Source organism: Leptolyngbya sp. FACHB-321, from assembly GCF_014695975.1.
In the GTDB taxonomy this organism is placed as follows: Bacteria; Cyanobacteriota; Cyanobacteriia; order Leptolyngbyales; family Leptolyngbyaceae; genus Stenomitos.
In genome coordinates this window covers 1-24,907 of record NZ_JACJPI010000031.1, presented here as the reverse complement: position 1 = coordinate 24,907, position 24,907 = coordinate 1, and the positions used below count along the sequence as shown (strand labels likewise).

At 52.7% G+C, this 24,907-nt stretch carries 22 protein-coding genes; 10 read left to right on the top strand and 12 right to left on the bottom strand.

Translation table 11 applies throughout. The features are described from left to right. Positions 1-31: 31 nt before the first annotated feature. Positions 32-2,029, bottom strand: a complete 1,998-nt coding sequence (gene shc, locus H6F76_RS03860; protein ID WP_190506094.1) for a squalene--hopene cyclase — start codon at positions 2,027-2,029, stop codon at positions 32-34. A gap of 112 nt (positions 2,030-2,141) precedes the next feature. Here shc and H6F76_RS29960 point away from each other — a divergent pair, with 112 nt between their 5' ends. The 4 genes from H6F76_RS29960 (at position 2,142) to H6F76_RS03840 (ending at position 5,075) form a co-directional block, all read left to right on the top strand. Next, entirely contained in the window at positions 2,142-3,560 is a 1,419-nt protein-coding gene (locus H6F76_RS29960; protein ID WP_190506093.1) for a glycosyltransferase, read from the top strand. Positions 3,561-3,693: 133 nt separating this feature from the next. Further along, entirely contained in the window at positions 3,694-4,158 is a 465-nt protein-coding gene (locus H6F76_RS03850; protein ID WP_190448407.1) for a DUF3531 family protein, read from the top strand. Between the two features lie 15 nt (positions 4,159-4,173). Beyond that, positions 4,174-4,596: an NUDIX hydrolase gene (locus H6F76_RS03845; RefSeq protein ID WP_190506091.1), complete on the top strand. Its 423-nt coding sequence runs from the start codon at positions 4,174-4,176 to the stop codon at positions 4,594-4,596. A 107-nt stretch (positions 4,597-4,703) separates the two neighbouring features. Beyond that, complete coding sequence (locus H6F76_RS03840) at positions 4,704-5,075, top strand: TSUP family transporter (RefSeq protein WP_190448409.1); 372 nt, start codon at positions 4,704-4,706, stop codon at positions 5,073-5,075. A gap of 5 nt (positions 5,076-5,080) precedes the next feature. Here the strand turns inward: H6F76_RS03840 and def are convergent, their stop codons facing one another. The 5 genes from def to H6F76_RS03815 form a co-directional block, all read right to left on the bottom strand. Further along, positions 5,081-5,608, bottom strand: coding sequence for a peptide deformylase (gene def, locus H6F76_RS03835; protein WP_190506090.1), 528 nt, complete (start codon positions 5,606-5,608; stop codon positions 5,081-5,083). A gap of 142 nt (positions 5,609-5,750) precedes the next feature. Next, positions 5,751-7,010 carry an HhoA/HhoB/HtrA family serine endopeptidase gene (locus tag H6F76_RS03830; protein WP_190506088.1) on the bottom strand — a complete coding sequence of 420 codons (1,260 nt, stop codon included), beginning with the start codon at positions 7,008-7,010 and terminating at the stop codon, positions 5,751-5,753. A gap of 352 nt (positions 7,011-7,362) precedes the next feature. Continuing rightward, positions 7,363-7,926 (bottom strand): Uma2 family endonuclease, encoded by a 564-nt coding sequence (locus H6F76_RS03825; RefSeq protein WP_190506157.1) that lies wholly within the window; start codon positions 7,924-7,926, stop codon positions 7,363-7,365. Positions 7,927-7,987: 61 nt separating this feature from the next. Beyond that, positions 7,988-9,925 (bottom strand): aminopeptidase P family protein, encoded by a 1,938-nt coding sequence (locus H6F76_RS03820; protein WP_190506085.1) that lies wholly within the window; start codon positions 9,923-9,925, stop codon positions 7,988-7,990. 127 nt (positions 9,926-10,052) lie between these two features. Then, positions 10,053-10,385, bottom strand: a complete 333-nt coding sequence (locus H6F76_RS03815) for a DUF565 domain-containing protein (protein WP_190506083.1) — start codon at positions 10,383-10,385, stop codon at positions 10,053-10,055. Between the two features lie 203 nt (positions 10,386-10,588). Between H6F76_RS03815 and H6F76_RS03810 the strand changes: the two genes are divergently transcribed. Further along, on the top strand, positions 10,589-11,230 hold the full coding sequence (locus tag H6F76_RS03810; protein WP_190506081.1) for a hypothetical protein: 642 nt from the start codon (positions 10,589-10,591) through the stop codon (positions 11,228-11,230). 110 nt (positions 11,231-11,340) lie between these two features. On the opposite strand, the gene H6F76_RS03805 is transcribed toward H6F76_RS03810, so the two are convergent. From H6F76_RS03805 to H6F76_RS30885, 4 genes are all read right to left on the bottom strand, one after another. Beyond that, positions 11,341-12,063, bottom strand: a complete 723-nt coding sequence (locus H6F76_RS03805; RefSeq protein WP_190506079.1) for a molybdopterin-dependent oxidoreductase — start codon at positions 12,061-12,063, stop codon at positions 11,341-11,343. Positions 12,064-12,152: 89 nt separating this feature from the next. Then, on the bottom strand, positions 12,153-12,776 hold the full coding sequence (locus tag H6F76_RS03800) for a cytochrome b/b6 domain-containing protein (RefSeq protein ID WP_190506077.1): 624 nt from the start codon (positions 12,774-12,776) through the stop codon (positions 12,153-12,155). 60 nt (positions 12,777-12,836) lie between these two features. Further along, positions 12,837-14,330 carry a DnaJ domain-containing protein gene (locus tag H6F76_RS03795; RefSeq protein WP_190506075.1) on the bottom strand — a complete coding sequence of 498 codons (1,494 nt, stop codon included), beginning with the start codon at positions 14,328-14,330 and terminating at the stop codon, positions 12,837-12,839. 411 nt (positions 14,331-14,741) lie between these two features. Beyond that, positions 14,742-14,876: a hypothetical protein gene (locus H6F76_RS30885; protein WP_277881182.1), complete on the bottom strand. Its 135-nt coding sequence runs from the start codon at positions 14,874-14,876 to the stop codon at positions 14,742-14,744. Between the two features lie 116 nt (positions 14,877-14,992). On the opposite strand from H6F76_RS30885, the gene H6F76_RS03790 reads away from it, so the two are divergent. The 4 genes from H6F76_RS03790 (at position 14,993) to H6F76_RS03775 (ending at position 21,708) form a co-directional block, all read left to right on the top strand. Continuing rightward, the gene (locus tag H6F76_RS03790; protein ID WP_190506073.1) at positions 14,993-15,649 is read left to right on the top strand and encodes a Uma2 family endonuclease; all 657 of its coding nucleotides are present in this window, start codon (positions 14,993-14,995) and stop codon (positions 15,647-15,649) included. A gap of 73 nt (positions 15,650-15,722) precedes the next feature. After that, positions 15,723-18,497 carry a valine--tRNA ligase gene (locus H6F76_RS03785; protein WP_190506071.1) on the top strand — a complete coding sequence of 925 codons (2,775 nt, stop codon included), beginning with the start codon at positions 15,723-15,725 and terminating at the stop codon, positions 18,495-18,497. A gap of 110 nt (positions 18,498-18,607) precedes the next feature. After that, on the top strand, positions 18,608-20,146 hold the full coding sequence (locus H6F76_RS03780; protein WP_190506069.1) for an NAD(P)/FAD-dependent oxidoreductase: 1,539 nt from the start codon (positions 18,608-18,610) through the stop codon (positions 20,144-20,146). 218 nt (positions 20,147-20,364) lie between these two features. Beyond that, positions 20,365-21,708 (top strand): DEAD/DEAH box helicase, encoded by a 1,344-nt coding sequence (locus H6F76_RS03775; RefSeq protein ID WP_190506067.1) that lies wholly within the window; start codon positions 20,365-20,367, stop codon positions 21,706-21,708. A 40-nt stretch (positions 21,709-21,748) separates the two neighbouring features. On the opposite strand, the gene rsmG is transcribed toward H6F76_RS03775, so the two are convergent. Then, the gene (gene rsmG, locus H6F76_RS03770) at positions 21,749-22,564 is read right to left on the bottom strand and encodes a 16S rRNA (guanine(527)-N(7))-methyltransferase RsmG (RefSeq protein ID WP_199321895.1); all 816 of its coding nucleotides are present in this window, start codon (positions 22,562-22,564) and stop codon (positions 21,749-21,751) included. 185 nt (positions 22,565-22,749) lie between these two features. Further along, on the bottom strand, positions 22,750-23,436 hold the full coding sequence (locus tag H6F76_RS03765) for an energy-coupling factor ABC transporter ATP-binding protein (protein WP_190506065.1): 687 nt from the start codon (positions 23,434-23,436) through the stop codon (positions 22,750-22,752). A 275-nt stretch (positions 23,437-23,711) separates the two neighbouring features. Here H6F76_RS03765 and H6F76_RS03760 point away from each other — a divergent pair, with 275 nt between their 5' ends. Next, entirely contained in the window at positions 23,712-24,644 is a 933-nt protein-coding gene (locus H6F76_RS03760; protein WP_190506063.1) for a Sll0314/Alr1548 family TPR repeat-containing protein, read from the top strand. The last annotated feature ends 263 nt before the right edge of the window (positions 24,645-24,907 follow it).

Genomic DNA, 24,907 nt, shown 5'->3' with positions numbered 1-24,907 from the left:
TGATTGGGAACGTTATCGCAACCGCTAAACGTTACTTGATGAGTCGATAACGCCCGATCGCCGTTAGTGGAAAGTGCTGTTGATAGAGGTGATACTTCAGGTAAAAGTGACAGGGAAAACCTGTACCTGTGAAGTAGTCCTCATTCCAGGTGCCATCGGGTTGTTGAGTTTGGAGAAGGTATTGGATGCCACGATCAAGTGTATCCATCGCATACGTCCCAGTTGCGTCGCCTGCTGCCATTAGTCCAATCAGCGCCCACGCCGTTTGCGACGCGGTACTGTCTCCCTGCCCTTTTAATGATGGATCGTTGTAGCTAAAGCAGGTTTCCCCCCAGCCCCCGTCCGCATTTTGGCAACTCACCAGCCAGCTTGCACCCCGCTCAATTTCTCGCTGGTGGGTTTCGGCCGCTACTAACGACAGCGCTGCCAGTACGCCACTCGTCCCGTAAATGTAGTTCACACCCCAGCGACCAAACCAGCAGCCTTCGGGTTCCTGCTCTGCGCGGAGATAGGCGAGGGCGCGATCGACGGCGGGAGTGGGGAGTAGGGAGTAGGGAGTGGGGAGAGCGTTTTGAGTTGAAACTGCCTTCTGCCCTCTGCCTTCTGCCTTCTGCCTGGTTTCCAACTTCCCGACCATTTCCAGCACTCTCGCAGTCACATCTGCCGTATTGGGGTCGATCATGGCTTTGAGATCGCCGTAGGGGATGGCGTTGAGCCAATCCTGATCATTGTTGAGGTCAAAGGCTGCCCAACCACCGGGAGTGCATTGCATGGTAGCAATCCAGTCTACGGCACGATCGATCGCCGCTTGTTTCAAGGCTTCGTTGGGCAACTGGACGGCACAGAGCGCCATCACTACAACCGCAGAATCATCCACATCGGGATAAAAGCGATTGTCAAACTCAAACGCCCAGGCTCCGGGTTTGCCTTTGCGGTTTTTGACTGCCCAGTCGCCATAGTCGAGAATCTGCTTCTCTAGCAGCCATTTGCCACCGCGTACTAGAGCCGGATGATCGGGAGCGAGACCAGAATCAACGAGCGAGCGCATTACTAAGGCTGTATCCCACACAGGCGAAATGCAGGGCTGAATCCAGTAATGCTCGTCAGTTTCGAGCGCAAAGTTATCAACGGCTTTTAGACCTCGCTCGACGATCGGATCAGCTACGTCGTAATTCAATGCCCGGAGTGCTAGCAGAGAGTTCAGCATGGCGGGAATAATGCCGCCCCAGTCCCCGGTGGCTTCCTGGCGTTCGAGCACCCATTTTTCGGCAGCATCGATTCCTTCTTGCCGAAACGGCACCAGGTTCAAGTCTTCCGCTAGTTTGAAGGCACTATCCAGATGCACGAAAAGATCTGTCCAGTCGCCCTGACGCGGTAACTCGAAGCGCACGTTGGTACGTCCCTCGGTATACAGTTCGTCCAGACTGATGGCTGGCTCAGTAATATAAACGGGTTTGCGATCGAACACAATTAGCAGGGGTACCGTGCTACCCCGCGCCCAGCTAGACAGTTCATAGATGTTGACTGGAAAAGCATCCGGCAGCAGCATGACCCACGATGGAATGGAGGGCAAGCCTCGCCAGTCGTAGCAGCCAATCAACCCTAGATGAAACTTGGTGAAAATGCGTGTCTTGCTGATGCCGCCCCGTCGCAAAATGAACGATCGCGCCTTTTGCAACGCTGGATCGGTAGCCGGTACGCCCAACAACCGGAGCGCCATGTACGCTTCAACGGAAGTACTCAGTTCACCACCATCACCGTAGAACAGTTCCCAACCGCCATGCTCACGCTGCTGCGATCGCAGATACGCCTCTACTTTATGCAATGGACGGGTTTTGTCGGTGCCCCAAAGCTTATGCAGCAACACCACTTCTGCCGTAATGGTGACGTTCGACTCTAGCTCTGCCCACCAGTAACCCTCTGGATACTGAAGCGATAGCAAGTAATTCTGACTGCGGGCGATCGCCTCATTCACTCCGATCAACCCAGCCGTTGCACTGTTCCCGACACCCTGTTCCTGAGTTTGCATACCGTCTGTCCATCCTCAACACACCGCTTTTGCCAATTTTACCGATACACCTGTCGTTACAATTGGCAGATGTTGTATTTTGCCCCTTAGTGAAGAGTCTTGGCAATTGGTAATGGCTGAAATTGGCTTGGGAATAACGCTGCTGTCGCTCATCATCTGGCTCGTGCTGCTGTTTGGACGCGGGCAGTTTTGGCGATCGGATCAGTTTTTGGATGAGGAGGCAGAAGGCAGGCTTCCCAGAGCATCAGCCGACGGGAGGCAGAAGGCAGAAGGTACTCTTTCTCCACTCCCCACTCCCCACTCCCCGCTCCCCACTGTCTGCGCCATCATCCCCGCCCGTAACGAAGCCGATCTGCTGCCCGTGACGCTGCGATCGCTCCTTACGCAGGGCTATCCCAACCTTCGCATCATCCTGGTTGATGATCAGAGTACTGATGGCACTGCTGCTGTCGCACGGCAGACGGCTCAGGCTCTTGACCCCTCAAGGCTAACGGTGATCACTGCTGAACCACTTCCGGTTGGCTGGACGGGCAAACTGTGGGCAATGGAACAAGGCGTTCGCTACGCCCAAACGCTGTCACCACCGCCTGACTACTTTTTGCTAACGGATGCTGACATTTCGCATCACTCCGAAAACCTACATCAATTGGTCGCCAAAGCACAGGCAGATGACCTGGATCTGGTTTCGTTGATGGTGTTGTTGCGCTGCAAGAGCACATGGGAAAAACTTCTGATTCCTGCGTTCGTCTTTTTCTTCCAAAAGCTCTACCCGTTCCGCTGGGCAAATGATCCGAACCGTAAGCTTGCGGCTGCGGCTGGAGGCTGTATTCTCCTACGTCGCGACGCTCTGACACAAATCGGTGGTCTGCAAATTCTTCGTCAAGCGCTGATTGATGACTGTTCTCTGGCGCAGGCAGTGAAGGGGCTGGGCAGAGGGCAGGAGGCAGGAGGCAGGGGGAAGAAGGCAGGAGGCAGAGGGCAGGAGGCAGAGGGCAGAGGGCAGGAGGCAGAGGGCAGAGGGCAGGAGACAGGGGAAGCTAGGGAAGCAGGGGGGCAAACTTCTGGATTCATCCCACACTCCTCACTTCTCACTCCACACCCCACACCCCAAACCCCATATCCGACGGGCAAAATCTGGTTGGGGCTGACTCGCCAAACCCACAGTTTACGCCCCTATCCGTCGCTTAAAACGATTTGGGATATGGTGGCTCGTACTGCTTTTACTCAACTCAACTATTCGCCGTTGCTGCTGTTTGGAACGTTAGTTGGCATGACGATCATTTATGTAGTGCCACCTGTGAGCACGATCGCGGGACTTCTCACTGGACAGTGGACGATCGCCCTGGTTGGACTTATCACCTGGCTGCTTATTGGTGTGGCGTATTTGCCAACGCTGCGGCTCTATCAATGCCCACACCTGTTGGCATTGGGGCTACCCGCGATCGCCTTCCTTTACACCATCATGACGCTCGATTCTGCCCTCCGTCACTGGCGCGGCGAGGGTGGAGCCTGGAAAGGACGGGTCTATTAGCCGTTTGTGCCGTGTCATGATAGCTAAGAATCAGTAATGAATTAAAAGTTAAAGGCTAAAAGCGAGCATCACTTACCTGTACCATTTTTAGTTTTGCGATTTTAATTTTTCTCGGGAATGCAGGAGTATCAAGATGAACGTACAGTTTCGAGAATTTGATCCCTTTAACGTTTGGATCTGGATCGAGTTCAGCACAGTGCCCTCGGAAATGGAAAAACAGTACGTTGAGGAAGTCTTCAATTCCTGGTTCTTTCTAGGCAAGCTTGGCGGCTTTAATGCCGAAAACCTCCAGGTGCAAGACATGGGGCTAGAAGTGAGCCAGATGGAATACGACGATGATCTGGCTGACAGCAGCATGGTGGCGTTGATGCACAATATGGGCGAGGTGGAATACGAGGGCAACTGGGGACGCTGTTGGTTTGACCTCGGTACCAGTGATGCGATCGCCCTAGATGTACTTATCACCGCCCTGCGTCAGTTCAGCAAAGATTATGTTGTCCTTGAAAGCCTAATTATTGGTGGTGAAAACGAAGACTGGACAACAGGTGACAGTCGCTATCGATCAGATACATTTTTGGATACCAGTGATTTGAATTAGGTGAGGAGTGAGGAGTTGGGACATAGGATACGAGCGATCGCGTTGGGCTTCATTCAAAATGGCTCGCGTCTGTTTGTTTCGGAAGGGTTTGATCCCGTAAAACAGGATTACTTCTATCGTGCGTTGGGCGGTGGTATTGAGTTTGGCGAAACAAGCCTGGAAGCGCTGAAGCGAGAATTTCGAGAGGAACTTCAGGCAGAACTAACGAACATTCACTATCTCGGCTGTCTGGAAAACGTATTCACCTTTGATGGCAAGCCGGGGCATGAATTTGTTCAGCTTTACCGCTGTGATTTTGTCGATCAGACATTCTATCAGCAGGAACAAGTCAACTTTGCTGATAGCGATCAAACCTACACTGCTTACTGGATTGAGTGCGATCGCTTCCAATCAGGCGAACTACGCCTTGTACCGTCACAATGTCTGCAATTCCTTTAGTCCTGAGCCTTTTCCTGAACTTCGTGCATTTCTAGACCGAACTCATGTCTAAGTACTGCTATAAGTAGTCTCAGTGTGTACTTAACAGCGCTGAGCGGAATGAAGCTATGTCTCTATTGATGGTTCAACTGTTGCTCATCGGTTTAGTAGCTGGTGTTGCAGGAGGGATGTTTGGCATTGGTGGGGGTGCCATTATGGTGCCTGCAATGGTGCTGCTGCTGGGGATGGATCAAAAATTTGCAACAGGAACCTCGATCGCCGCCCAAATTTTGCCGATCGGTCTTCTCGGCGCTGCGGTCTATTACAGAGAAGGCAACCTCAGCATTCGGGATGCACTCTTTATTGCGGCTGGACTTTTTGTCGGCTTTTTATTTGGTGCATTGTTTGCCAATCAACCCTTTATCAGCAGCGCCCTGATGAAAAAGCTCTACGGCATTTTTCTCTTCGTTATTGGCGCTCGTTACCTGTTTTTCCGTTAGTTTGATTAACCTGGGAAAAGGCGCTGGTATTCGCGCTCGGTGCTGAGGTCTTGCGTACTGTCTATCCGATCGACGAACACAATGCCATCCAAATGATCGAGTTCGTGCTGAAAAATACGAGCCACAAAATCGGTCAACTCCTGCTTATGAAGCTTGCCGTCACGTCCGGTGTATTCAACTTCGATCGCTCGATATCTAGGCACCTTTCCCCGAATACCTGGAATGCTGAGGCAACCTTCCCACCCCGTTACTGTTTCATCAGCATGGGCAAGCAAGCGTGGATTAATTATGGCTGTCGGCTCCATCATTGGTGCGTTGGGATACCGCAGATTCGGACGCGATGCCACGATGAAAAGGCGATCGGACTGGGCAACTTGTGGTGCAGCAATGCCAACCCCATTTGCCTCTTTAACCGTGATCAGTAGATTTTCAACCAGCGTTTGAATGCGTTCTGACTGAACATCCTGCACAGGCTGCGCTTTCTGACGCAGAATGGGGTTTCCCAACTCGATTACTTCAAGCAACTCAGGCATAGGACGTGACAACAAATGGATATTTTTGGTCTAAAGCGATCGTCTATGTGAGGAAAGCCGGGAGGCAAGGGGACAGAGGGAGCAGGGGAGGCAAGGGAGAGAAAGCCATTCATCCCTCATCCCTTCTCCTGCCCTGAATCCCTTACTCCGTCTGCGCTGTCTGCGTAGGGAACGCACCAGGGCGGACTGCCAGCGTCATCGTTTGTCCATTGCGCTTAAACTCTACCTGAAGACTACCGCCAACGGAACTCTGTGCTACGGCTTGCTGCACACCGTCCGCTGTTTTAACGGGCTGACCATTGATTTTCTGGATTACGTCACCGGGTTGAAGCCCTGCTTGAGCCGCCGGAGAACCACGCATCACACGATAAACCAGCACACCGCTGTCTTCTTTTACGGTGATACCTGCTTCAGGGTCGCTGTTGACCTGCTTCCTCAGCTCTGGTGTGAGGGTTGTCATGCGGATGCCCAGATACGGGTGGCTCGCCTTACCAGTGGTGACAAGTTGGTTTGAGATTTGCTGCGCGGTATTGATGGGAATGGCAAACCCTAAGCCTTGGGCACCTCCAATAATAGCGGTGTTCATGCCGATGACTTCGCCACGCTGATTGAGCAAGGGACCACCAGAGTTGCCAGGGTTAATCGCAGCATCGGTTTGGATAAAACTTACGCGCTTATCGGGCGCTTTGATTTGCGAACTGGTGCGACCCGTACCACTGATAATACCGACTGTCACAGTATTGTCGAGACCGAGGGGGTTGCCGATCGCGATCGCCCATTCGCCTGGTCGCAGTTGATCGGAATTGCCGATGCTAACAGTCGGCAGATTGGTTGCTTCTACTTTGATGACAGCGACATCAGTGAGGGGGTCAACGCCCAGCACCTTGCCTTTTAGCTCACGCTGATCTTTCAGCGTCACGATTACAGTATCGGCACCATCCACTACGTGCGCATTGGTCAAAATTAGCCCATCGTTTTTGATGATGAACCCGGAACCGGTGCCACGCTCAACGCGAGTCGATGGACCCGTTGGCACATCGCCAAAAAACTGTCGAAAAAACGGATCATTAAAGATGGCGGGTCGGCGGTTTTTGACGGTACGCGAGGAGTCAATACGCACGACAGCAGGACCCACGCGATCAACCACGTTGACAACAAAGTTGGGATCGCTAGACGAAAGAATGGCGCTACTGCGGTTGGGTGTCTGGGCAAGCAACTGGGTTTGTGCTGGAGGACGGGCTGTTTGGGCGACCGCCACCTGGGTCGAAGCCGTGTTAGACGACAGCCAGTGATCACCTAGCAGCGCTGTCCCTGCTCCTAAGAGTGGCAGTAACAAGTAAGCCGCTGGCGTTTTCCAGGGAGATTTGCGTACGTTGCCTTGTTTATAAATGGAAATCTTCATTGTTGTACTGTCCAGTCCGCAAGTGTAAAACGTTAAGTCAAAGCACTGAAACCGATCGCACCTCTAGCCGCTCACGTTGTTTTTCACAACTGTGAGACCAGGATGAAAGCACTGCATAGCATTATTCTTACGCTCATCCTAGCCCATTCAAAATCTAGATTAGACGTATACGTTGCAGTCACGCTTACTGTTTGTCCAGACGGAATCTGCTAGTAAAGCTCACCCCTAAAATGCGGGTTGCTAAAGGACTGAAACGCTCAGTCATGCTAAGACTTACAAGGCAGACGCTAGCAGCGGTGTGGAGTTCCGGCGGTTGCTACTCAATGCTTGCAGCCATGATCACGATGACGAACTAGCCGGACATTTTGAGCCAATTGAAAACCTGCTGTACGGTCAGTTCTAGCGGCACTCCTGCCAGCACTGGGAGTAGGTCATTACCTTCATACAGCACTGGCTCTTGTTTCGGTAGGAAGGCAAGAATGGAGCGATCGCCGGGATCAATCAGCCAACCCAAGCTGCAACCATGATGGAGACAATGCAGAATGTTCCCTGTGCCGTGGTTTGAAGCCTGCTCAGGCGAAAGAATTTCAATGACCCAATCTGGGTGCATCAACAAATCGTTAGGGATTTCTTCATCAGCATCAAAGGGAATACGCGACCACTGGAACACAGCCACATCCGGCACGAGCGAGCGTGTACCAAACGTGCAGCGCAATTCCGGCAAGGCATAGACGGTTTGTTGGGCTACTCCGATCTCGTTGACAGCATTACAGAGTCTCAACTGAAGTTGGCTATGCTTTCCCTTTGGCATTGGCTTTTGGATGATTGCGCCATTGATGTATTCACTGGCAGGCTTTGTTTCTGGCAGTTTCAGAAAGGCTTCGAGGGTGATGGGTTGCTGGGTGGCGATCGTCATGGCTTCAATCTCATCAATAGCATCACGGTTTTTGCCAATCATCCAAACGTTGCAAGGGTGGCTAAACGGTACAAACCTCCTGGAGCCAGGTGGCTTCTTCGGGGCTAAGTGTGGGGGTGAGCCTAGCAACGATCGCCTCGTTATACTGTGCCAGCCATGCCTGGTGACGCTCGTCAAGGCGATCGCGATCGATCAGGCGTTTGTCGAAGGGAATGTAGGTTAGTGGCTCAAAGCCATACCAGGTGAGCTTGTTGGGATCTGGCTTTGCGTCTGTTTCTGACATTTCGCCTGCGGGTGTTAGATCCTTAACGACGTACAGATTTTCGATACGGATGCCGCCCCAGCCTGATTTGTAAAAGCCTGGTTCAATGCTAGTCACCATGCCCGGTTCCAGTGGTTCGCTGACTCGCTTGCTGATACCATTTGGACCTTCGTGCACATTGAGAAACGCGCCTACTCCATGTCCCGTACCGTGCCCGTAGTCTAGCCCTGCAAACCAGAGGGTCGATCGCGTAATGCCGTCCAGTTGCGCTCCGGTGGTGCCTTTGGGAAAGCGCTGCATGGCACAGTTAATGTGAGCTTTCAAAACTTCGGTGTAGCATTCCACTTGCTCTGGCGTGGGGTCGCCGACAATCAATGTGCGTGTGTCGTCTGTGGTGCCGGAGGCGTACTGTGCACCAGAATCGAGCAGCAGAAATTCGCCGTCATGCAGCACTCGCTGAGGGTTAGGGGTGCCGTAGTGGACGATCGAGCTATTAGCTCCGGCTCCAGCGATCGTGTTGAAGCTCAAGCCTTGAAAATCAGCTTCTTCGGCATAAAACTGTTCCACGGTTGCAGCGACATCGGCTTCTGTGAGCGTTTCTTTGCTGTTGAATTGATCAGAAACCCACTTTAGAGTACGAGTTTTGGCGCGGCTTGCCTTCAGGTTTGCCTGCTGCATCTGCGAGATTTCGATCGCGTTCTTGCGGGCTTTCATGCCCTCGATCGGGTTGCTTCCCTCGACAATTTTGCAGGCGATCGGGGCAACGGGATCGGTAAGCAGCTCATGGGTTCCCATTGTCGTGTGCTTGCGATCGATAAGTACCCGCTGGTTTGGAGCCTGGGCAACGAGTGCCTTCAATGTCTCTCCATAGAGTTCATACGGTTGCAGCGTCACCTGTTTTTGCAAGAATGCTTGCAAGTCGAGATCAATGCGATCGAGATTAGTGAACAGGTAGGCAGCCTTGGGCGTGACGATCGTATAAGCAATAAACACCGGGTTATACGGGACATCCCAACCACGCAGGTTGTAGAGCCACGCAATTTGGTCGAGCTTGGTGATGGGCAACACGTCTGCATTCGCTTTGTGCATCGCCTCTCTGACGCGCTTTAGCTTTTGTTCAATCGTTTCTCCCGTCAGTGCGTCGGGCAGGTAAAACAATTTGGCATCAGCATAGGTTGGCAACGGTTCTGCACTCACCCAGGGCTGTTGCAGGCGGACGCGATCGACCAGATTGCCAGCGATCGGCACTAACACGACCCCCGATGGTTCCAACTGCTTCTGAAAGTTGCGAAACTGACTTACCGTCAGCGTAAACGGGTCAAACCCCAGGCGAAAACGGCTGCCTGCTTGCGTTGCCTCTCGACCCAGCGCTTCCAGCCTTTCCTCCAAAGTTTTCTGCCCGTCCAGCCCCAGCTTGGATACCTGCATCAACGTCGGATCAACTTCTAGATCCGCCTGTTCGTAATAGCGCGAATCGACAAACAGCCACGCCGTCTCTTGACCGACAAGCAAATCGCCAGCCGAACCCGAAAAGCCACTCAACCAGATCCGTCGCCGCTTTGCCTCTGGTAAGTATTCATTCAAATGTTCGTCAGCGGCAGGCACAAGGTAACTATCTAACCGATGAGTGGCAAGGTGCGATCGCAGCGCCGCAAACTTCTCCTGAGTCACAGTAGACACGTGAGGCAATAAGTTAGCAGCAGACAAATCAGCAGAGGACAAATCAGTAGGAGACATGGGCAATGAGTGAGCGTCTAGTTCGATTTATAGCATTTACAGAAGGCGGAGGGCAGAAGGCAGGAAGCAGAGGATAGGAGGCAGAAGGCAGGAGGCAATAAATTCCAATCTGACTTTTAACCACTGTTTATGAGCCAAGCTTGAATGCATCCACAATCAAGCTGTACGTTAAGCCAACCTTGAAGGCATTGAGAGAATCCAGCAAGAGCGATCGCGTCCCTTCGGGTCTCCGGCGATACGCAAACAGACTGATTAGTTCGGTCAACGCGACGACTAGCGCGGCAACAATGATGTCTACCTGCCCTTGTTGACCTGCAACCAGAGAAAGCGCGGGTCCAACATAGTTACCGAACAACAGGCTGATGATTAGAACCGAGACGCGTCGCCACGGGTTTTGCAGCCAACTGCCCAGGCGATCGGTCGTCCGATCCACCAAACTGTTGAGACGAGTATTTTGCATAGCTGAATGGCTCTTGATGGACGGTCTCGATCATCGAGCAGGTGGTCGCTTCAAACCGCCAGGACAGCATTGACCAGCTCAACGTTTTCTCTGTCTCACTTTAGAATATTTCTTTCCCGCAGGTACTGAAAGATTGCTATTACTAAAGCAGGGATGTGGATGTGGATGGCAGGCAAACCATGGCGGGCAAACCAGCTAGGTATATGAAATCGCGATGCTACCCCGTTGTTGGTGCAACCTTGGCAGCGCTTTTATGTCTGGTCAGTGGGTGGGTCGTTTATCAACGCTTTACTACCAGCGCGATCGTGCCCTCTGCAATCGATCTACCTTCAGCTGAGAGCGAGGTGCCTAAAGCCGTGCCCGCTTCGCCAGCTACGCAGCCAACGAATCAGCCAACCGTTGCACCCAGCGCTAAACCTGTTCCTGTACCCACAGCAGCCCAGCCCGTTGAAGTGCTTCCTGACAAGCGTGTTGGTACGGCTAGCAGCCGGAGTGGTGTCTTGCGAGTTGGCAATCCGACTAGTTATCCAGTACGGGTGGCGCTGTTGCCAAAACAAGAGGTAAAGCAGGGCAGCGGTAAGACAGAGTCGGCGATCGCCCAGCCAGATAAGCCAGCCAACTACGAAGTGCCTGCCCACTGGGATTTTGCACCCGAAGAAGGTGGTGCGAATGGGTTGCTGGTGTCGTTGCCCGATCGTACCCTCAAGCTAAAGAAAGGGGATGTACTGGTTGCATTTGCTCAAGACGGCTCCGGGCGCTACTGGGGACCCTACGTTGTGGACGAAACTGCTATGCCAACATGGAACCCAAAAGCAGTTGAATGGCAATTAATCTTGCAGCCCTAAAGTTCCGCTACTTCCAAACAGTCTTACTTGTATCAGTTCCACCCTTCACCCCTCCACGCTTTTACCCCTCCACGACCCTTCTTCAACGTGCGTGCTGTACGCTGATACCCCTAAAGCCCTGCAAACCACTCATAGCCCAAATCTTCCCAATAGCCTCGCTGCTGCGATAGCTCGCTCACCAGCGTAATGCCTGTCACCCACTTACTCAGCTTGTAACCTAGCTTTAGCGGCGAGGCGAGACGTAGCGGCGCACCATTCTTGGCAGGCAGTGGCGCACCATTCATTTGATATGCCAGCATGGTTTGAGGGTGCAGCACTGATGCGAGATCCCAGCTTTCGTAATAGCCATCGGCTGATTGAAAATAGACGTAGCGCACGTCTGCCTTTGGTTGTGCCAGTGCAATAAGATCACTCAGTCGGATGCCGCCCCACTGCACGATCGCTGCCCACCCTTCAACACAGACATGGCGAACCACCATTGATGTGAGCGGCATCTGCTGAAGCGTCGTTAAATCCAGACTTAGCGGCTTGTTTACAGCACCATCCACCGTCAAGCGAAACACTCCTGGGTCAATCCGTGGCACAAACCGAAACGTATTCTCAATAAGTGCCGCTGGCTCGATCGCGCTCACAGGAAACTCTGGTATGAGCTTTTGGGGATTCAGCAAGAGTGCATCCAGGCGATCGTTCACAGGCATAAACAGCTTGCCTGCCAAGCCTTCTGCCAGCGTTAGCCCAGCGGTGCCCACAATCCAGCCTGCGCCGGTCAGACCAGCGATGCGAAGAAAACTACGGCGAGGGAGAGAGTCAGGAGTGTCGTCAGTTGGGGACATGAGAGGGATAAGGAAAATTATGAGTTAGGGGAAGTTTTGAGTGTTGAGTTGATGTGAACACTCACTTTTAGCTTTTAGCCTTTAGCCTTCTAGCTTTCTACCTTCTCGTCCAAAAACATGGAATCTACGAGTCGATCGCCGCCTGCTTTGAAGGCAAGGAGAGAGTGGGCGATCGCAAACGCAATCACAATCGGCACCGTGAGAAAGTGTGTGACGCGGATCGCAAACCAATCACCGAAAAAATCAACAATCCAGTGAAACTGAGCGGGTTTATACATACCAATACCGCTCAAAAGCGCCAGCAGCAAAATTGGGATAATGGACGTATAAACAAGGCGATGCCATGCATAAACACGTCGTTTGGGATTCTTGCTCTGTTTCAGTGCTTTGATGTCGTTGCCGCCCACATAGCGATGCTGCCACCGCTGCGTCACCAGTACATACACGCTATACCAGAGCAGATTGAGCGAGAAAAACCACATGGCGGCAAAGTGCCAGTGCCGTCCACCTGCTAACCAGCCACCCAGTAAGCCAAAGAAGGGAAAGTGGAACCCTTCACGCCCACCAAAGACTGGATTGGCATTGTAAATCTGCAAGCCACTGGTCAGCATTAAGAACAGGCTAACGATGTTGACCCAGTGAAAAATCTTGGCTGGTGTCGTCTGGAGCGATCGGCGTTTGAGTTGAGGTTTTGCGGCTGGCGAGGAATCCACTGTTTCAGTTTGTAACGGCTTCTCACTCTACTGTACAGCGGTTAAGCGTTGTTGTCTTTTTCAAGAGCGCTGCCAGAATTTAATCGTTTTGTCGAAACTGCTACTGATCAGCGTTTGTCCATCTGGGGTATAAGTAAGAGCGGCGATTGCGCCTGTGTGATCGGTCAAGTTGCCCAATCGATCGCCCGTGTTGACGTTCCAGAGTTTGATCGTTTGGTCTTCACTACCACTGGCAAGCGTCTGACCATCTGGGCTAAAGGCAACAGTACGAATTAAACCAGTGTGTCCCAGCAGCGTTCGGTTTGGGTTGTTGGCGATCGTAGACCAAAGCTTAACCTCACAATCATTGCCGCCACTGGCAAACTGCCGACTATCAGGACTAATGGCAACAGCAAGCACAGCCTTGGAATGTGCAGTGAACGTTCTCAATAGCTCTCCCGTTTTGACGTGGTAAAACCTCACGGTTGAGTCTTCACCACCGCTCAGAAGCATTGTTCCATCTAGGCTGATTGACACTGACCACACCGGAGTGCTCTGACCAGACAACGTGCGAATGAGTCTGCCAGTACTCAAATCCCAGTATTTCACAGTGCTATCCCAGCTACCGCTGACCAAGGTACGTTTGTCGGGGTTAATCGCGATCGATTTCACCGCGTCTGCATGCCCGGTAAAAGTGCGGAGTAATGTACCTGTCTGCAAGTACCATAGCTTGATGGTTCCGTCTTTGCTGCCGCTAGCGAGGAGTTGCCCATCGGCACTAAACGCAACCGACCACACTGGCTCTGAATGCCCGTTGAAGGTGCAAATGCGTTTGCCTGTGCGGAGATTCCAAAGCTGAATAGTTTTGTCCCAACTGCCGCTAGCAAGCAACTTGCCATCCCGACTCACGGCGACAGTGGAAACAACGTCAGTATGATCTGGTAGCGTTTTGACACAGACCCAGGGAGGTGGCGTAGGCGATCGCCTTTCTACTGCTGGTTGTGGAGTCGATCGTGGAACGGATGATGATTGTGTCTGCTGTCTTATAGAATCATTCGTGGTTTGAGCAGACGACGACCGCGCCGCAACATTCTGCTGTAGCCCTAATTTTGCTGCTTTGGCTAAATCTGCCTCCGCTCCCAGTTCAAAGCCTAACAGTGAGTTTACAAAACCCCGATAGCGGTATGCTTCAGCGTAATCTGAGTTCAGACGAATCGCTGTACTAAAGTCGTCTAGCGCTTCTTTATACTTGCCCGCCTTAACATTTTCTGCCCCACGCTTATAGCAAGTCTCTGCATTTGATGGTCTAGTAACAACTTCTGTTCGAGATGTTTGCTGAGATGTTGACTGAGGCGTAAATGGCTGTTCAGATTCAGATTGGTAGAGCTTGAGTTGCTGATATGCCTCATTAATGGTTTTGATTTTCGTCTCGGCTTGCTGCTTAAGTGGCAAGTCATGGGCAAAACGATCGGGATGCCAAATCTTAGCTAGACTGCGGTAGGCTTGCTTCACTTCGGCTGGCGATGCGCCTGGTTTTAGCCCAAGCATTTCGTAGTATGGCTTGATGTCACTCATTGATGGGCATATGCTGTTGGCAAAAATGCTGCTGCGGGATCTGTTACTTGAGATCTCCTGCTAGCGTTCCCTAATGCTCACGCCCTAGCAACTTTTGCCTTTCATTATTGCCTTGTCAAAGAATTCCGTCAGCCTTAAGGGCGATAGAACACAACGTAAGGTATGACGCGAAGAATAAAGAGTACCGCAAGCAGCTAGAGAGTCAGCATCGCGCGTTAGACGACCATTTACAGAAGATTGCGGGTGAGTTGAGCAGACCCCCTAAACAACAGCGGCAAGGACTCATTGCAAAGTGGGAAAAAACAGTGGCAGTGTGCCGACAGCAAATTGCCAAGTTAGAAAGGAGACTTAAAAAATGACAGTGACGTACGCTAACTCTTTAGCATTGCTCAAGGCACACTTGGCTGATTATCAACCATAGTTAGAACGGGCGATCGCGGCACTCAATACGCTACAGACGGCTAACCCTGATTCAGAAGACTTTTCGGATGCGTTAGCAGCATTGCACGTCTCCGCCACAATTCTTGAACCGTATTCGCAGAGCATGGTAGAAGCGATTAATCAATACACGGATCATTTGCCCGACGATCATTGAAGCCGTGCGATCGCGCTTCGCCTTACAGATGCGTTAATAGAAACAAGCGCATTCCTACGAACGATTCATGGCAAAAGCACCGAAACCCAGCGAACAACGAGTCGTGCTGGAAAAAGTAAGCTGGCAGCAGTTTGAAACACTACTGGCAGAAATGGGCGCAGAACGATCGGCTCGCTTCACGTTCGATCGCAATCGCCTGGAACTAATGACACCACTGGAGGAACACGATCGCTGCCATAAGCTTATCGAGTCGCTGATCCTTGTGCTGGCAGATGAAGGGGCGTTGCGCGTGGAAGGCTACAAGGCACCCACATTGAAGCGTCCTGATTTGGGCATCGCGATCGAACCAGAGACCGGTTACTACATCCAACACGCTGTGGCAGTGGGCGGTAAGAGAGCGATCGATCTTGCGGTCGATCCACCACCCGATTTAGTGCTGGACGTTTCCTTTAGCCCGCGTACAAGTGACAGGCTTGCGCTCTATGCCGCGATCGGTGTCGCTGAAGTGTGGCGCTACGTTAGTCAACTCGGTGATGATTTTCTCAAAGGAACCTTGCAGATCTATTGTTTAGAGGGCGATCACTACATTGAAGCGGCTCATGGGCTGGCGTTTCCATTTTTGCCCGCCGGTCGAATTCTGCAATTTATTGACGAAAGCGATGCGCTGGGACTGATGACCGCCCTGCGATCGCTCCGGGAATGGCTACAAAGCATTCCTAAGTGACGCTACCAAGGGGCACATCCTAACCGCGCATCGTGGCAGAATGTATCAAAGTTAAATACACGTAGCTGCTCCCATGACCGCCGCAACCCCCAATTTGCCCAGCCAGTACGATCCCGCAACCGCCGAAGCCAAGTGGCAGCAATTATGGGAAGCCAACGACGTATTTAAAGCCGACCCCAACCATCCCGGTGAACCCTACTGCGTTGTAATTCCGCCGCCCAACGTGACGGGCAGTTTACACATGGGGCACGCTTTTGAGCATTCCTTAATTGATGTCTTGGTGCGCTATCACCGAATGCTAGGGCGCAACACCCTCTGGTTACCGGGCACCGACCATGCCAGTATTGCAGTCAGCGCGATTCTCGATAAAGAACTAAAGGCGCAGAAGAAGAAGCGTCAGGATGTGGGGCGAGAAGCGTATTTAGAACGTGCCTGGGCATGGAAAGAAGAATCGGGTGGCACGATCGTGGGTCAACTACGACGGTTAGGGCTTTCGGTGGACTGGTCGCGAGAGCGATTCACTCTGGATGAAGGGCTATCTGAGGCAGTGCTAGAGGCGTTTGTCAAACTCTATGACGAAGCGCTAATTTATCGTGGCAAATATCTCGTCAACTGGTGCCCTGCCACCCAGTCTGCCGTGTCTGACCTTGAAGTTGAGAATCGGGAAGTAAACGGGCATCTGTGGCACTTCCGCTATCCGCTCACCGATGGCTCTGGCTTTGTGGAAGTGGCAACCACACGACCAGAGACAATGCTGGGCGATACAGCCGTTGCGGTGAATCCCAACGACGATCGCTATAAAGCCTTTGTTGGCAAAACCCTGACGCTACCTCTCGTGGGTCGGCAAATCCCCATCATTGCGGACGAGTATGTAGATTCCACCTTTGGGACAGGTTGCGTTAAAGTTACCCCTGCCCACGATCCGAATGACTTTGAGATGGGCAAACGCCACAATCTGCCCTTCATCAACATCATGAACAAAGACGGTTCTCTGAATGAGAATGCAGGCGCTTTTCAGGGGCAAGATCGCTTTGTAGCCCGGAAGAATGTGGTCGCGCAGCTAGAAGCAGAAGGCTTTCTGGTCAAGATCGAGGACTACAAGCATACGGTGCCCTACAGCGATCGCGGTAAAGTGCCCGTCGAACCGCTGCTCTCCACTCAATGGTTCGTCAAAATTCGACCGATGGCAGACCAGACGCTGGAGTTTCTGGATCAGCAGCATTCGCCTGCCTTTGTGCCCGATCGCTGGACGAAAGTCTATCGCGATTGGCTCGTCAGCTTGAGGGATTGGTGCATTTCGCGTCAACTCTGGTGGGGGCATCAAATTCCTGCCTGGTATGCTGTCAACGAAACAGGCGGCGAAATCACAGACGATACGCCCTTTGTAGTGGCGAAGAATGAAGCGGAGGCACAAGAGAAAGCGATCGCTCAGTTTGGAGCTGACGTGCAGTTGGTGCAAGATCCCGATGTGCTCGATACCTGGTTCTCATCAGGGCTGTGGCCCTTTTCGACGCTAGGCTGGCCCGAACAAACAGCAGATCTGGCGCGTTACTATCCCACTACAACGTTGGTGACGGGCTTCGACATCATCTTCTTCTGGGTTGCCCGCATGACCATGATGGCAGGGCACTTTACTGGGCAGATGCCCTTCCAGACCGTTTACATTCACGGCTTGGTGCGGGACGAAAACAACAAAAAGATGTCCAAATCGTCCAACAACGGCATCGACCCGCTGTTGTTAATCAACAAATACGGCACCGATGCCCTCCGCTATACGCTGATCCGCGAAGTAGCCGGAGCCGGACAGGATATCCGCCTGGAGTACAACCGCAAAACTGATGAATCCGCCACTGTGGAAGCGTCCCGCAACTTTACTAATAAGCTGTGGAACGCCTCTCGCTTTGTGTTGATGAATCTGGGGAGTGGGGAGTCGGGAATCGGGAGTCGGGAGTTGCAGTTGTCTACCCCCCACTCCCCACTCCCCACTCCCCACTCCCTCGAACTCGCCGATCGCTGGATTCTCTCTCGCTTCCACCAGGTCACGCAGCAAACCCGCGACCAAATCGACAATTTCGGGTTAGGCGAAGCCGCCAAAGGTCTCTATGAATTCATCTGGGGCGACTTCTGCGATTGGTATATTGAACTGGTCAAACCACGGCTACTAGGCGATGATGCTGAGTCGAAGCGCACGGCTCAAAACGTGCTGGTCTTTGTTTTGGAAGGCATTCTCAAGCTGCTGCATCCCTTCACGCCACACATCACTGAGGAGATCTGGCACACGTTGACGCAAGCAGGCGACGATCGCTACCTGGCGCTGCAACCATATCCTGAGGTGGATGCCAGCCTGATTGATTCCGCCTTAGAACAGCAGTTTGACTTACTCATCGGCACCATTCGCACCATTCGCAATTTACGTGCCGATGCCGAAATTAAGCCAGCGGTGAAAGTCACCGCCATTTTGCAGACGGAGAGCGATCGCGAACAGCAAATCCTCACCGCTGGACAGGCTTACATCAAAGAACTGGCGAAAGTGGAAACCCTGACCATTACGACTATTAATGATGCAGCGCAGGTAGACACCGATGCATCCCAGGCGATCGCAGGCGTAGTCGGTACTGTACAGGTCGTGATTCCGCTAGCAGGTGTCGTTGATCTGGGGGCACAGCGTACCAAGATCGAACGTGATCTCAAACGGGTGGAGGCTGAAATCCAGTCCTTGTCTGGTCGTCTCGGCAATCCTGGCTTCGTCAATAAAGCCCCTGCGGATGTCGTCGAAGGCGCACGGGCAACCCTGGCAGAAGCCGAGAAGCAAGCGGAAATTTTGCGCGATCGGCTTGGCAAACTCTAGTTTCCTAACGGCCTAAAAGCTGACCGCTGACCGCTGATCTCCACCTTGCTCTGTAGCTCGTTACAATGCCAAAGGCGTTTCTTGACGGCTTTTAGCAGGATAAATCGAGCATGTCGAAACAGATTAATCCTAGCGAGTATGAGGTTATCGTCATTGGCAGCGGCATTGGTGGTCTGGTTGCAGGATCGCTGTTGGCTCGTTACGGCAAGCGAGTCGTGGTTTGTGAGAGCCACACGATTCCGGGCGGCGCGGCGCATAGCTTCTCGCGACAGGGCTTTGAGTTTGATTCAGGGCCGTCGTTTTACTGTGGTCTGAGCGATCGCCACTCGCTCAATCCATTACGACAGGTGTTGGATGTGTTAGGTGAAACGGTGCCCGCGGTCGCCTACGACCCGATGGGGCATTACCACTTTCCTGAAGGCACCTTCCCGGTTTACGGCAATGTCGATCGCTATCGGGAAGCGATCGCGCAAATTACACCGCAGGGTGCAGCAGAATTAGCTCGACTCGAAAAACGGCTGCTGGGTTTGTATGACGCGCTGCGAGGCATTCCTACTTTGGCGTTACGGGCAGACTTCAATTTGGTGCCTGTCCTTCTGGGTCGCTATTTGCCTGCCTTGTTCAAACTTCTGCCCCAACTGGGTGCCGTCCAAAGCTCAGTTGCCGACTTAATGCGCGACCTGCATGACCCCTGGTTACGACGCTTGATTGATTTAGAATGCTTTTTGCTTTCTGGTCTGAAAGCCGAGGGGACGATCGCACCCGAAGTTGCCTTCATGTTTGGCGAACGGACGCGATCGGTGATCGATTATCCCATCGGTGGCAGTGGCGCAATTGTGCAGGCATTGGTACGGGGCTTGCAACAATGGGGCGGTACGTTACGACTCGGTACTCATGTGGAGCAGATTTTGGTGGAAGCTGGTAAAGCGGTGGGGGTGCGCTTGCGAAATGGTGAGATCTTGAAGGCGACGATCATCATCTCCAACGCCACTATTTGGGACACGTACAATCACCTATTGAAACCGGACGCTTTACCCGCAACCTATCGTCAAACAGCCTTAGCAACCCCCGCTGTCGATAGCTTTATGCATTTGCATCTGGGCATTCGGGCTGACGGGTTGGAGCATCTCACGGGACATCATGTTGTCCTGCACGAGGCCAAACAGGACATCACCGTTCCGGGCAACACCTGCATGATCTCTATTCCCTCTGTGTGGGACGCTACTCTCGCTCCACCAGGTCATCATGTTGTTCATGCATACACTTTAGAACTCTACACCGACTGGCAACGAGATGGTGACTATGCAGAACGCAAGCAAGCACGCGCAGAACCCTTGTTTCGAGCGTTAGAAAAAGTCATCCCCGATCTGCGATCGCGCATCGTTTTAGAACTAATCGGTACACCGCTTACCCATGCCCGCTACCTGCGCCGCCATCAGGGAACATATGGTCCTGCGATCGCGGCTGGTCAGGGCATGTTTCCCAGCACCCAAACGCCCATTCCCGACTTATACCGCGTTGGCGACAGCACCATGCCTGGAATTGGTGTCCCTGCGGTCGCGGCATCTGGCATTCTGTGTGCCAACAGTTTAGTGAAGCCGTGGCAGACGGAGGAGTTGCTGAAGGTGTTGAAGCGTGTGAGGCAGTAAGAGTCGGAAGCGGGGTGTGTCGGGAGTAGAGGTTTGAGGGCTGAGCAGTGGGCGATCGCAACTCGGCAACACAAAAAGCTACACTCTGCTAGAATGCAAAGCTGTGGCATTCGCTTCCAGTCCTAGCGTTACTGCCTTTTCAGCCCTTCAAAATTTTGATCCGTCCGCCTAAGACTGACGCTGCTAACGGCGGGGGCTGATGCTATTACTGGAGCCTTATGTCGTTTTCCAATCTCGGTCTTTCCGATGCCATTCTCCGCGCCGTTACAGAGCGCGGTTATACCGAACCCACACCCATTCAACTGCAAGCGATTCCGGCTGTGCTATCCGGTGGTGATTTGCTAGCGGGTGCTCAAACGGGTACTGGCAAGACGGCTGGTTTCACACTGCCAATTTTGCATCTTTTGTCGGAAAAAGGCGATCGTTCGTCTGTGTCTAGCAGCCAGCCCAAGAAACGATCGCCCATCAGAGCGTTAATTCTCACCCCCACTCGTGAACTGGCTGCACAGGTCGAAGAAAGCGTGCGCGTGTACGGCAAGTATGTGCGGCTCACCTCAATGACCATCTTTGGCGGCGTGGGGATGAATCCGCAGGTGCAACGCCTCAAAGGTGGTGTTGATATTCTCGTAGCGACCCCAGGGCGGCTGCTCGATCACGTGCAGCAAGGAACGGTAGATCTATCGCGCGTTGAGATTCTGGTGCTGGATGAAGCCGATCGCATGTTGGATATGGGCTTTATCCGCGATATTCGCCGCATTCTTGCTCTCTTGCCCAAGCAGCGGCAAAACCTGCTGTTCTCTGCAACGTTTTCCAGCGACATTAAAGCGTTTGCGTCTAGCCTGCTTGATCGCCCAACGTTGATTGAGGCAGAGCGCCGCCACCTTACTGCCGATACCGTCGCGCAGAAAGTGTATCCCGTCGATCGTGAGCAAAAGCGTCAACTGTTAACTCACCTCATCAAAGAACACAATTGGTTTCAGGTTTTGGTCTTTACTCGTACCAAGCACGGAGCTGATCGCCTAGTCAAACAGTTGATGGACGATCGCATTCCCTCGCTGGCAATTCATGGCAACAAAAGTCAGGCAGCGCGTACCCGTGCCTTGGCGAAGTTCAAAGACGGTAGCTTGCAGGTGTTAGTCGCTACTGATATTGCGGCACGCGGCATTGACATCAGCGATCTTCCGCACGTTGTCAACTTTGAGCTACCCAACGTGCCTGAAGATTACGTCCATCGCATTGGTCGTACGGGTCGTGCGGGTGCCGAAGGCGAAGCGGTGTCGCTGGTCTGCGTCGATGAACTGAAACTGCTGGCAGATATTGAACGGCTCATCAAGCAGCCCTTACCGAGAGAAATCGTTCCAGGGTTCGAGCCAAACCCACACGCCAAACCAGAACCCATCCAAAACGGACAGCGTGGACAAGCCTCTCGCAGCAAACGTCACGATCGTGCCCCCTCTCGATCGCCCCAAGCGGTTGCTCCGCCACGTACTGCCCGCCATGTGGATGGTGAACGACCTGGTGCGCGATCGCCCGTCTCCCGTCGCCCTAGTGGACGACATTAGAGTTACACCATTGCGTAAGGGCGATTACGAAGGATCGCCCTTACGCTTCAGTATCCAGTTCCAACCCAAGCGGCTTCTGCGCTGGAATGCCGATCGCCCGTGGAAATTCGTTTGGAGTGGGTGCAATCTTTTTCAAATAGATGCAGTGACGATCGCCCTGCGTTAGCGGAGTTGTAAAGGCTTCGATCGCATCGATCTTGCCACCCAGAACAGCGACTGCCGCTTCCAGGGATGTAGTTTCAGCCTCTGACCACTGTCCTCGATAGAGCACCGCACAGCCACCAACTTTTAGCAACGGTAGCGCATACTCTGCACAGACTGGTGCTGCTGCCACCGCTCGGATCAATGCCAGATCATAGGCTTGCCGCCAAAGTCGTTGCTGTCCCACCTGCTCGACCCGCTCTACTAACGTTGTGGCATTGGTAAGTCCCATGTGGGCAATCACCTGATCAATAAAGGTAATTTTTTTGCGCGTTGCATCCAGTAACGTGACCGTCCAATTGGGTTGAGCGATCGCCACAGGCAAACCTGGAAACCCAGCACCCGTGCCAATGTCGATGACCTTGAAAGAGGTGAGAGATGAGAGGTGAGTTTTAACTTCCTCCTCTGCCGCCCCTGCTTCCCCCGCTCCCTCTGCCTTCTGCCTTCTGCCTCCCGACTCCCAATCTTCGTGCAAAAAACGCTGCACTCCTCGCAGCGAATCCCACAGATGTTTCTCCCAAAACTCTGCTGGCTCTGTAATGCGCGTGAGATTAAACTGACGATTACCAGCCAGCGTCAGGGCATAAAGCTGTTGAAACTGCGCCTGTTGATGTGCTTCTGGTTGCCAATGCAACGTTAATTGCCATTCCTCCATTGGAGGTAACAGGGGCGATCGCAGGTCAGGCGTAAGGGTTGTAGTGTGCGGTTTCCTTTGCCTCGGCGATGTTGTGAGGGTCTCTACCTCTGCGCCCCCCTTATGCATCGCAGCCTCTTTCTCTTCCCCTACTTCCCCTGCCTCCTCTGCCTCAGCCCAGTTCAGCTCCTCCACCCCTTTATCCCTCATTCCTCACCCCTTCCTGCTTCTACAATTTTTTTGCGCGTTTTTTTAAGCTCATCCGGTTGCACTGCGGTTAGTTCACCATGATTCAATGTCCAGCACTGGTCAGCAATATCTGCTAGCTCTCCAGCATCATGGGAGACAACGAGCAAGCTCCAGTGTGCTTTAAGCTTTGCCAGTAGACCAATCAACTGTTGCCGCATTGACCAGTCTAAGCCTGCGGTGGGTTCATCTAACAGCAGCAGGTTCGGTTGGCGAATGAGCTGCACGGCGAAGGCAAGACGACGCTGCTGTCCGCCACTAAGGGCATTGGGCGACGTACTGAGGGGTAAATGGGTCAGTCCGACTTCGGTGAGGGCTTGCTCGATGCGATCGCTCGTCAATTCTGGATGCCCCAGCCTCAGCTCTTCTAGAATAGTGCCACCACAAAAGTGGCGCTCTGGAAACTGAAAGACCAGACCACTCAGTTGTTGCAGTTGGAGTGCGATGAGTTCCTGGTCGCGCCAAAAGATGCCACCGCTCGTTTTTTCTGCCAGCCCAGCCAAAATTTCTAGTAGTGTACTTTTGCCTGATCCACTGGGACCGATCACCAGGCTCATCTGCTGCGGTGCAATCTGAAAATTAATGGCTTTAAGAATAGCAGTGTGGCTGGCAGTGGGATGGTAGGTCAGGTTTTTGAGCTGGAGCATGCCGTTCGTCAAAAGAAGAGAGCGATCGCGTAAAGACATTGCCGGAACTTGCAGGCAGCCACAGCGTCAGAGCGTATTACTTGGGTGAGCCAGGTAACGACTGCCGCCCCAACCTGCACAAAGGGTTCTTAGGCTATGTCCCTACTCTGTAGAAACTGCCTTCGGCACAGGGTTTTGTCCTACCACTCTAACTAACTTGGTTCCAAGTTAGTATTAGTTTTTTGATTACTGCTTTCTTGAACCGTGCTTTCTTAAACCCGATTAACTGGAATGTTATGGCTGTTAAGTTGACTACCCTTTCGCAAATTACCCCCAGCCGTGTGCTGCGTGTTGCCAGTGCGACACTTGTTTCCTTGAGCCTGTGGGCGAGTCCCTCCCTGGCAAAAGATCCGTTTCGGACGACGAATGCTAGACAAATTGGCGATCGTACCGAAGCTGCCTTCAAAGCTCTCTTTGAGCAAGGGAACTATAAAAAAGCTGATTCGTTTGCACAGAAAGCAGACCCAAGAGATCCGCTGACGCAAGCGCTCCGAGCTTCACTGGCATATATCAACTGGGATGGTGAGAAGGATGAAGCGAAAAAGTCTGCACAGCTAGAGGTGTTTAAAACCTACGCGACTCAGACTCGGGAAGCTGCCGCAGACATGGTTAGCAAAGACCCGTTGCGCGGCAACCTTTACCAGGCAGTCGGGCATTTTCTAGAAAGTGCTTATATCTTCAGCAAAGACGGCACAGTCAAGGGTACACCGCGAGCGCTGGGTGAAATTCAGCAGGCGTTTAAGTATCTGGATAACGCTGAAAAAATTGATTCAAGCGATCCAGAGTTAAACTTGCTGCGGGGCTATATTGATTTGTTTGTCTCGCTCAACTTGCCGTTTTCTAGCCCGACCGATGCCATCAACCGATTGGATAAATACGCTACTCCCCGTTACCTGGCTCATCGGGGCATTGCCCTGGGCTATCGGGACTTAAACCAGCAAGCTAAGGCATTAGCTGCCGTCGATAGCGCTCTTAAAGTGACACCCAATAATCCGGATGTACTTTATCTAAAGGCGCAAATCCTTGTGCGTCAGGGCGACAATCGGGGTAGTATTGCCTACTTTAATCAGGCGCTCACTAAGCAAGAACAACTGCCGCCAGGATTGGTTCGGCAAATCAATCGGGAGCGAGATCGGGCGCAAAGTCGCTTGGGTAATGCGGGTCAGTAGGGCGCTCGCCCTTCAAGCATCAACGTTGCGATAGGCTACCAATGCACTCATTCATCCTTCGGGCTGAGGGGTACAGCTTTGTTTAAGGTGCCTCAGCTCGAGGAGATTTATAGCGGTGAGCAGGTTAATCAAGTACAGTAGCAGGCATGGGTAAACCAACTGCGTACATCGTCTAAGGTAATCTGCCCTAAGCCTTGTGCAATGGCTTGATGTAAGGTTGCAGCGGTACGAGCTTCAGCCTCTCTAAGGAACTCCTTCAACTT

Coding starts and splice junctions, on each gene's coding strand:
- shc (WP_190506094.1), bottom strand. CDS start 2,029: ATGCAAACTCAGGAACAGGGTGTCGGGAACAGTGCAACGGCTGGGTTG.
- H6F76_RS29960 (WP_190506093.1), top strand. CDS start 2,142: ATGGCTGAAATTGGCTTGGGAATAACGCTGCTGTCGCTCATCATCTGG.
- H6F76_RS03850 (WP_190448407.1), top strand. CDS start 3,694: ATGAACGTACAGTTTCGAGAATTTGATCCCTTTAACGTTTGGATCTGG.
- H6F76_RS03840 (WP_190448409.1), top strand. CDS start 4,704: ATGTCTCTATTGATGGTTCAACTGTTGCTCATCGGTTTAGTAGCTGGT.
- def (WP_190506090.1), bottom strand. CDS start 5,608: ATGCCTGAGTTGCTTGAAGTAATCGAGTTGGGAAACCCCATTCTGCGT.
- H6F76_RS03830 (WP_190506088.1), bottom strand. CDS start 7,010: ATGAAGATTTCCATTTATAAACAAGGCAACGTACGCAAATCTCCCTGG.
- H6F76_RS03825 (WP_190506157.1), bottom strand. CDS start 7,926: ATGACGATCGCCACCCAGCAACCCATCACCCTCGAAGCCTTTCTGAAA.
- H6F76_RS03820 (WP_190506085.1), bottom strand. CDS start 9,925: ATGTCTCCTACTGATTTGTCCTCTGCTGATTTGTCTGCTGCTAACTTA.
- H6F76_RS03815 (WP_190506083.1), bottom strand. CDS start 10,385: ATGCAAAATACTCGTCTCAACAGTTTGGTGGATCGGACGACCGATCGC.
- H6F76_RS03810 (WP_190506081.1), top strand. CDS start 10,589: ATGAAATCGCGATGCTACCCCGTTGTTGGTGCAACCTTGGCAGCGCTT.
- H6F76_RS03805 (WP_190506079.1), bottom strand. CDS start 12,063: ATGTCCCCAACTGACGACACTCCTGACTCTCTCCCTCGCCGTAGTTTT.
- H6F76_RS03795 (WP_190506075.1), bottom strand. CDS start 14,330: ATGAGTGACATCAAGCCATACTACGAAATGCTTGGGCTAAAACCAGGC.
- H6F76_RS30885 (WP_277881182.1), bottom strand. CDS start 14,876: ATGCTCTGCGAATACGGTTCAAGAATTGTGGCGGAGACGTGCAATGCT.
- H6F76_RS03790 (WP_190506073.1), top strand. CDS start 14,993: ATGGCAAAAGCACCGAAACCCAGCGAACAACGAGTCGTGCTGGAAAAA.
- H6F76_RS03785 (WP_190506071.1), top strand. CDS start 15,723: ATGACCGCCGCAACCCCCAATTTGCCCAGCCAGTACGATCCCGCAACC.
- H6F76_RS03780 (WP_190506069.1), top strand. CDS start 18,608: ATGTCGAAACAGATTAATCCTAGCGAGTATGAGGTTATCGTCATTGGC.
- H6F76_RS03775 (WP_190506067.1), top strand. CDS start 20,365: ATGTCGTTTTCCAATCTCGGTCTTTCCGATGCCATTCTCCGCGCCGTT.
- rsmG (WP_199321895.1), bottom strand. CDS start 22,564: ATGGAGGAATGGCAATTAACGTTGCATTGGCAACCAGAAGCACATCAA.
- H6F76_RS03765 (WP_190506065.1), bottom strand. CDS start 23,436: ATGCTCCAGCTCAAAAACCTGACCTACCATCCCACTGCCAGCCACACT.
- H6F76_RS03760 (WP_190506063.1), top strand. CDS start 23,712: ATGGCTGTTAAGTTGACTACCCTTTCGCAAATTACCCCCAGCCGTGTG.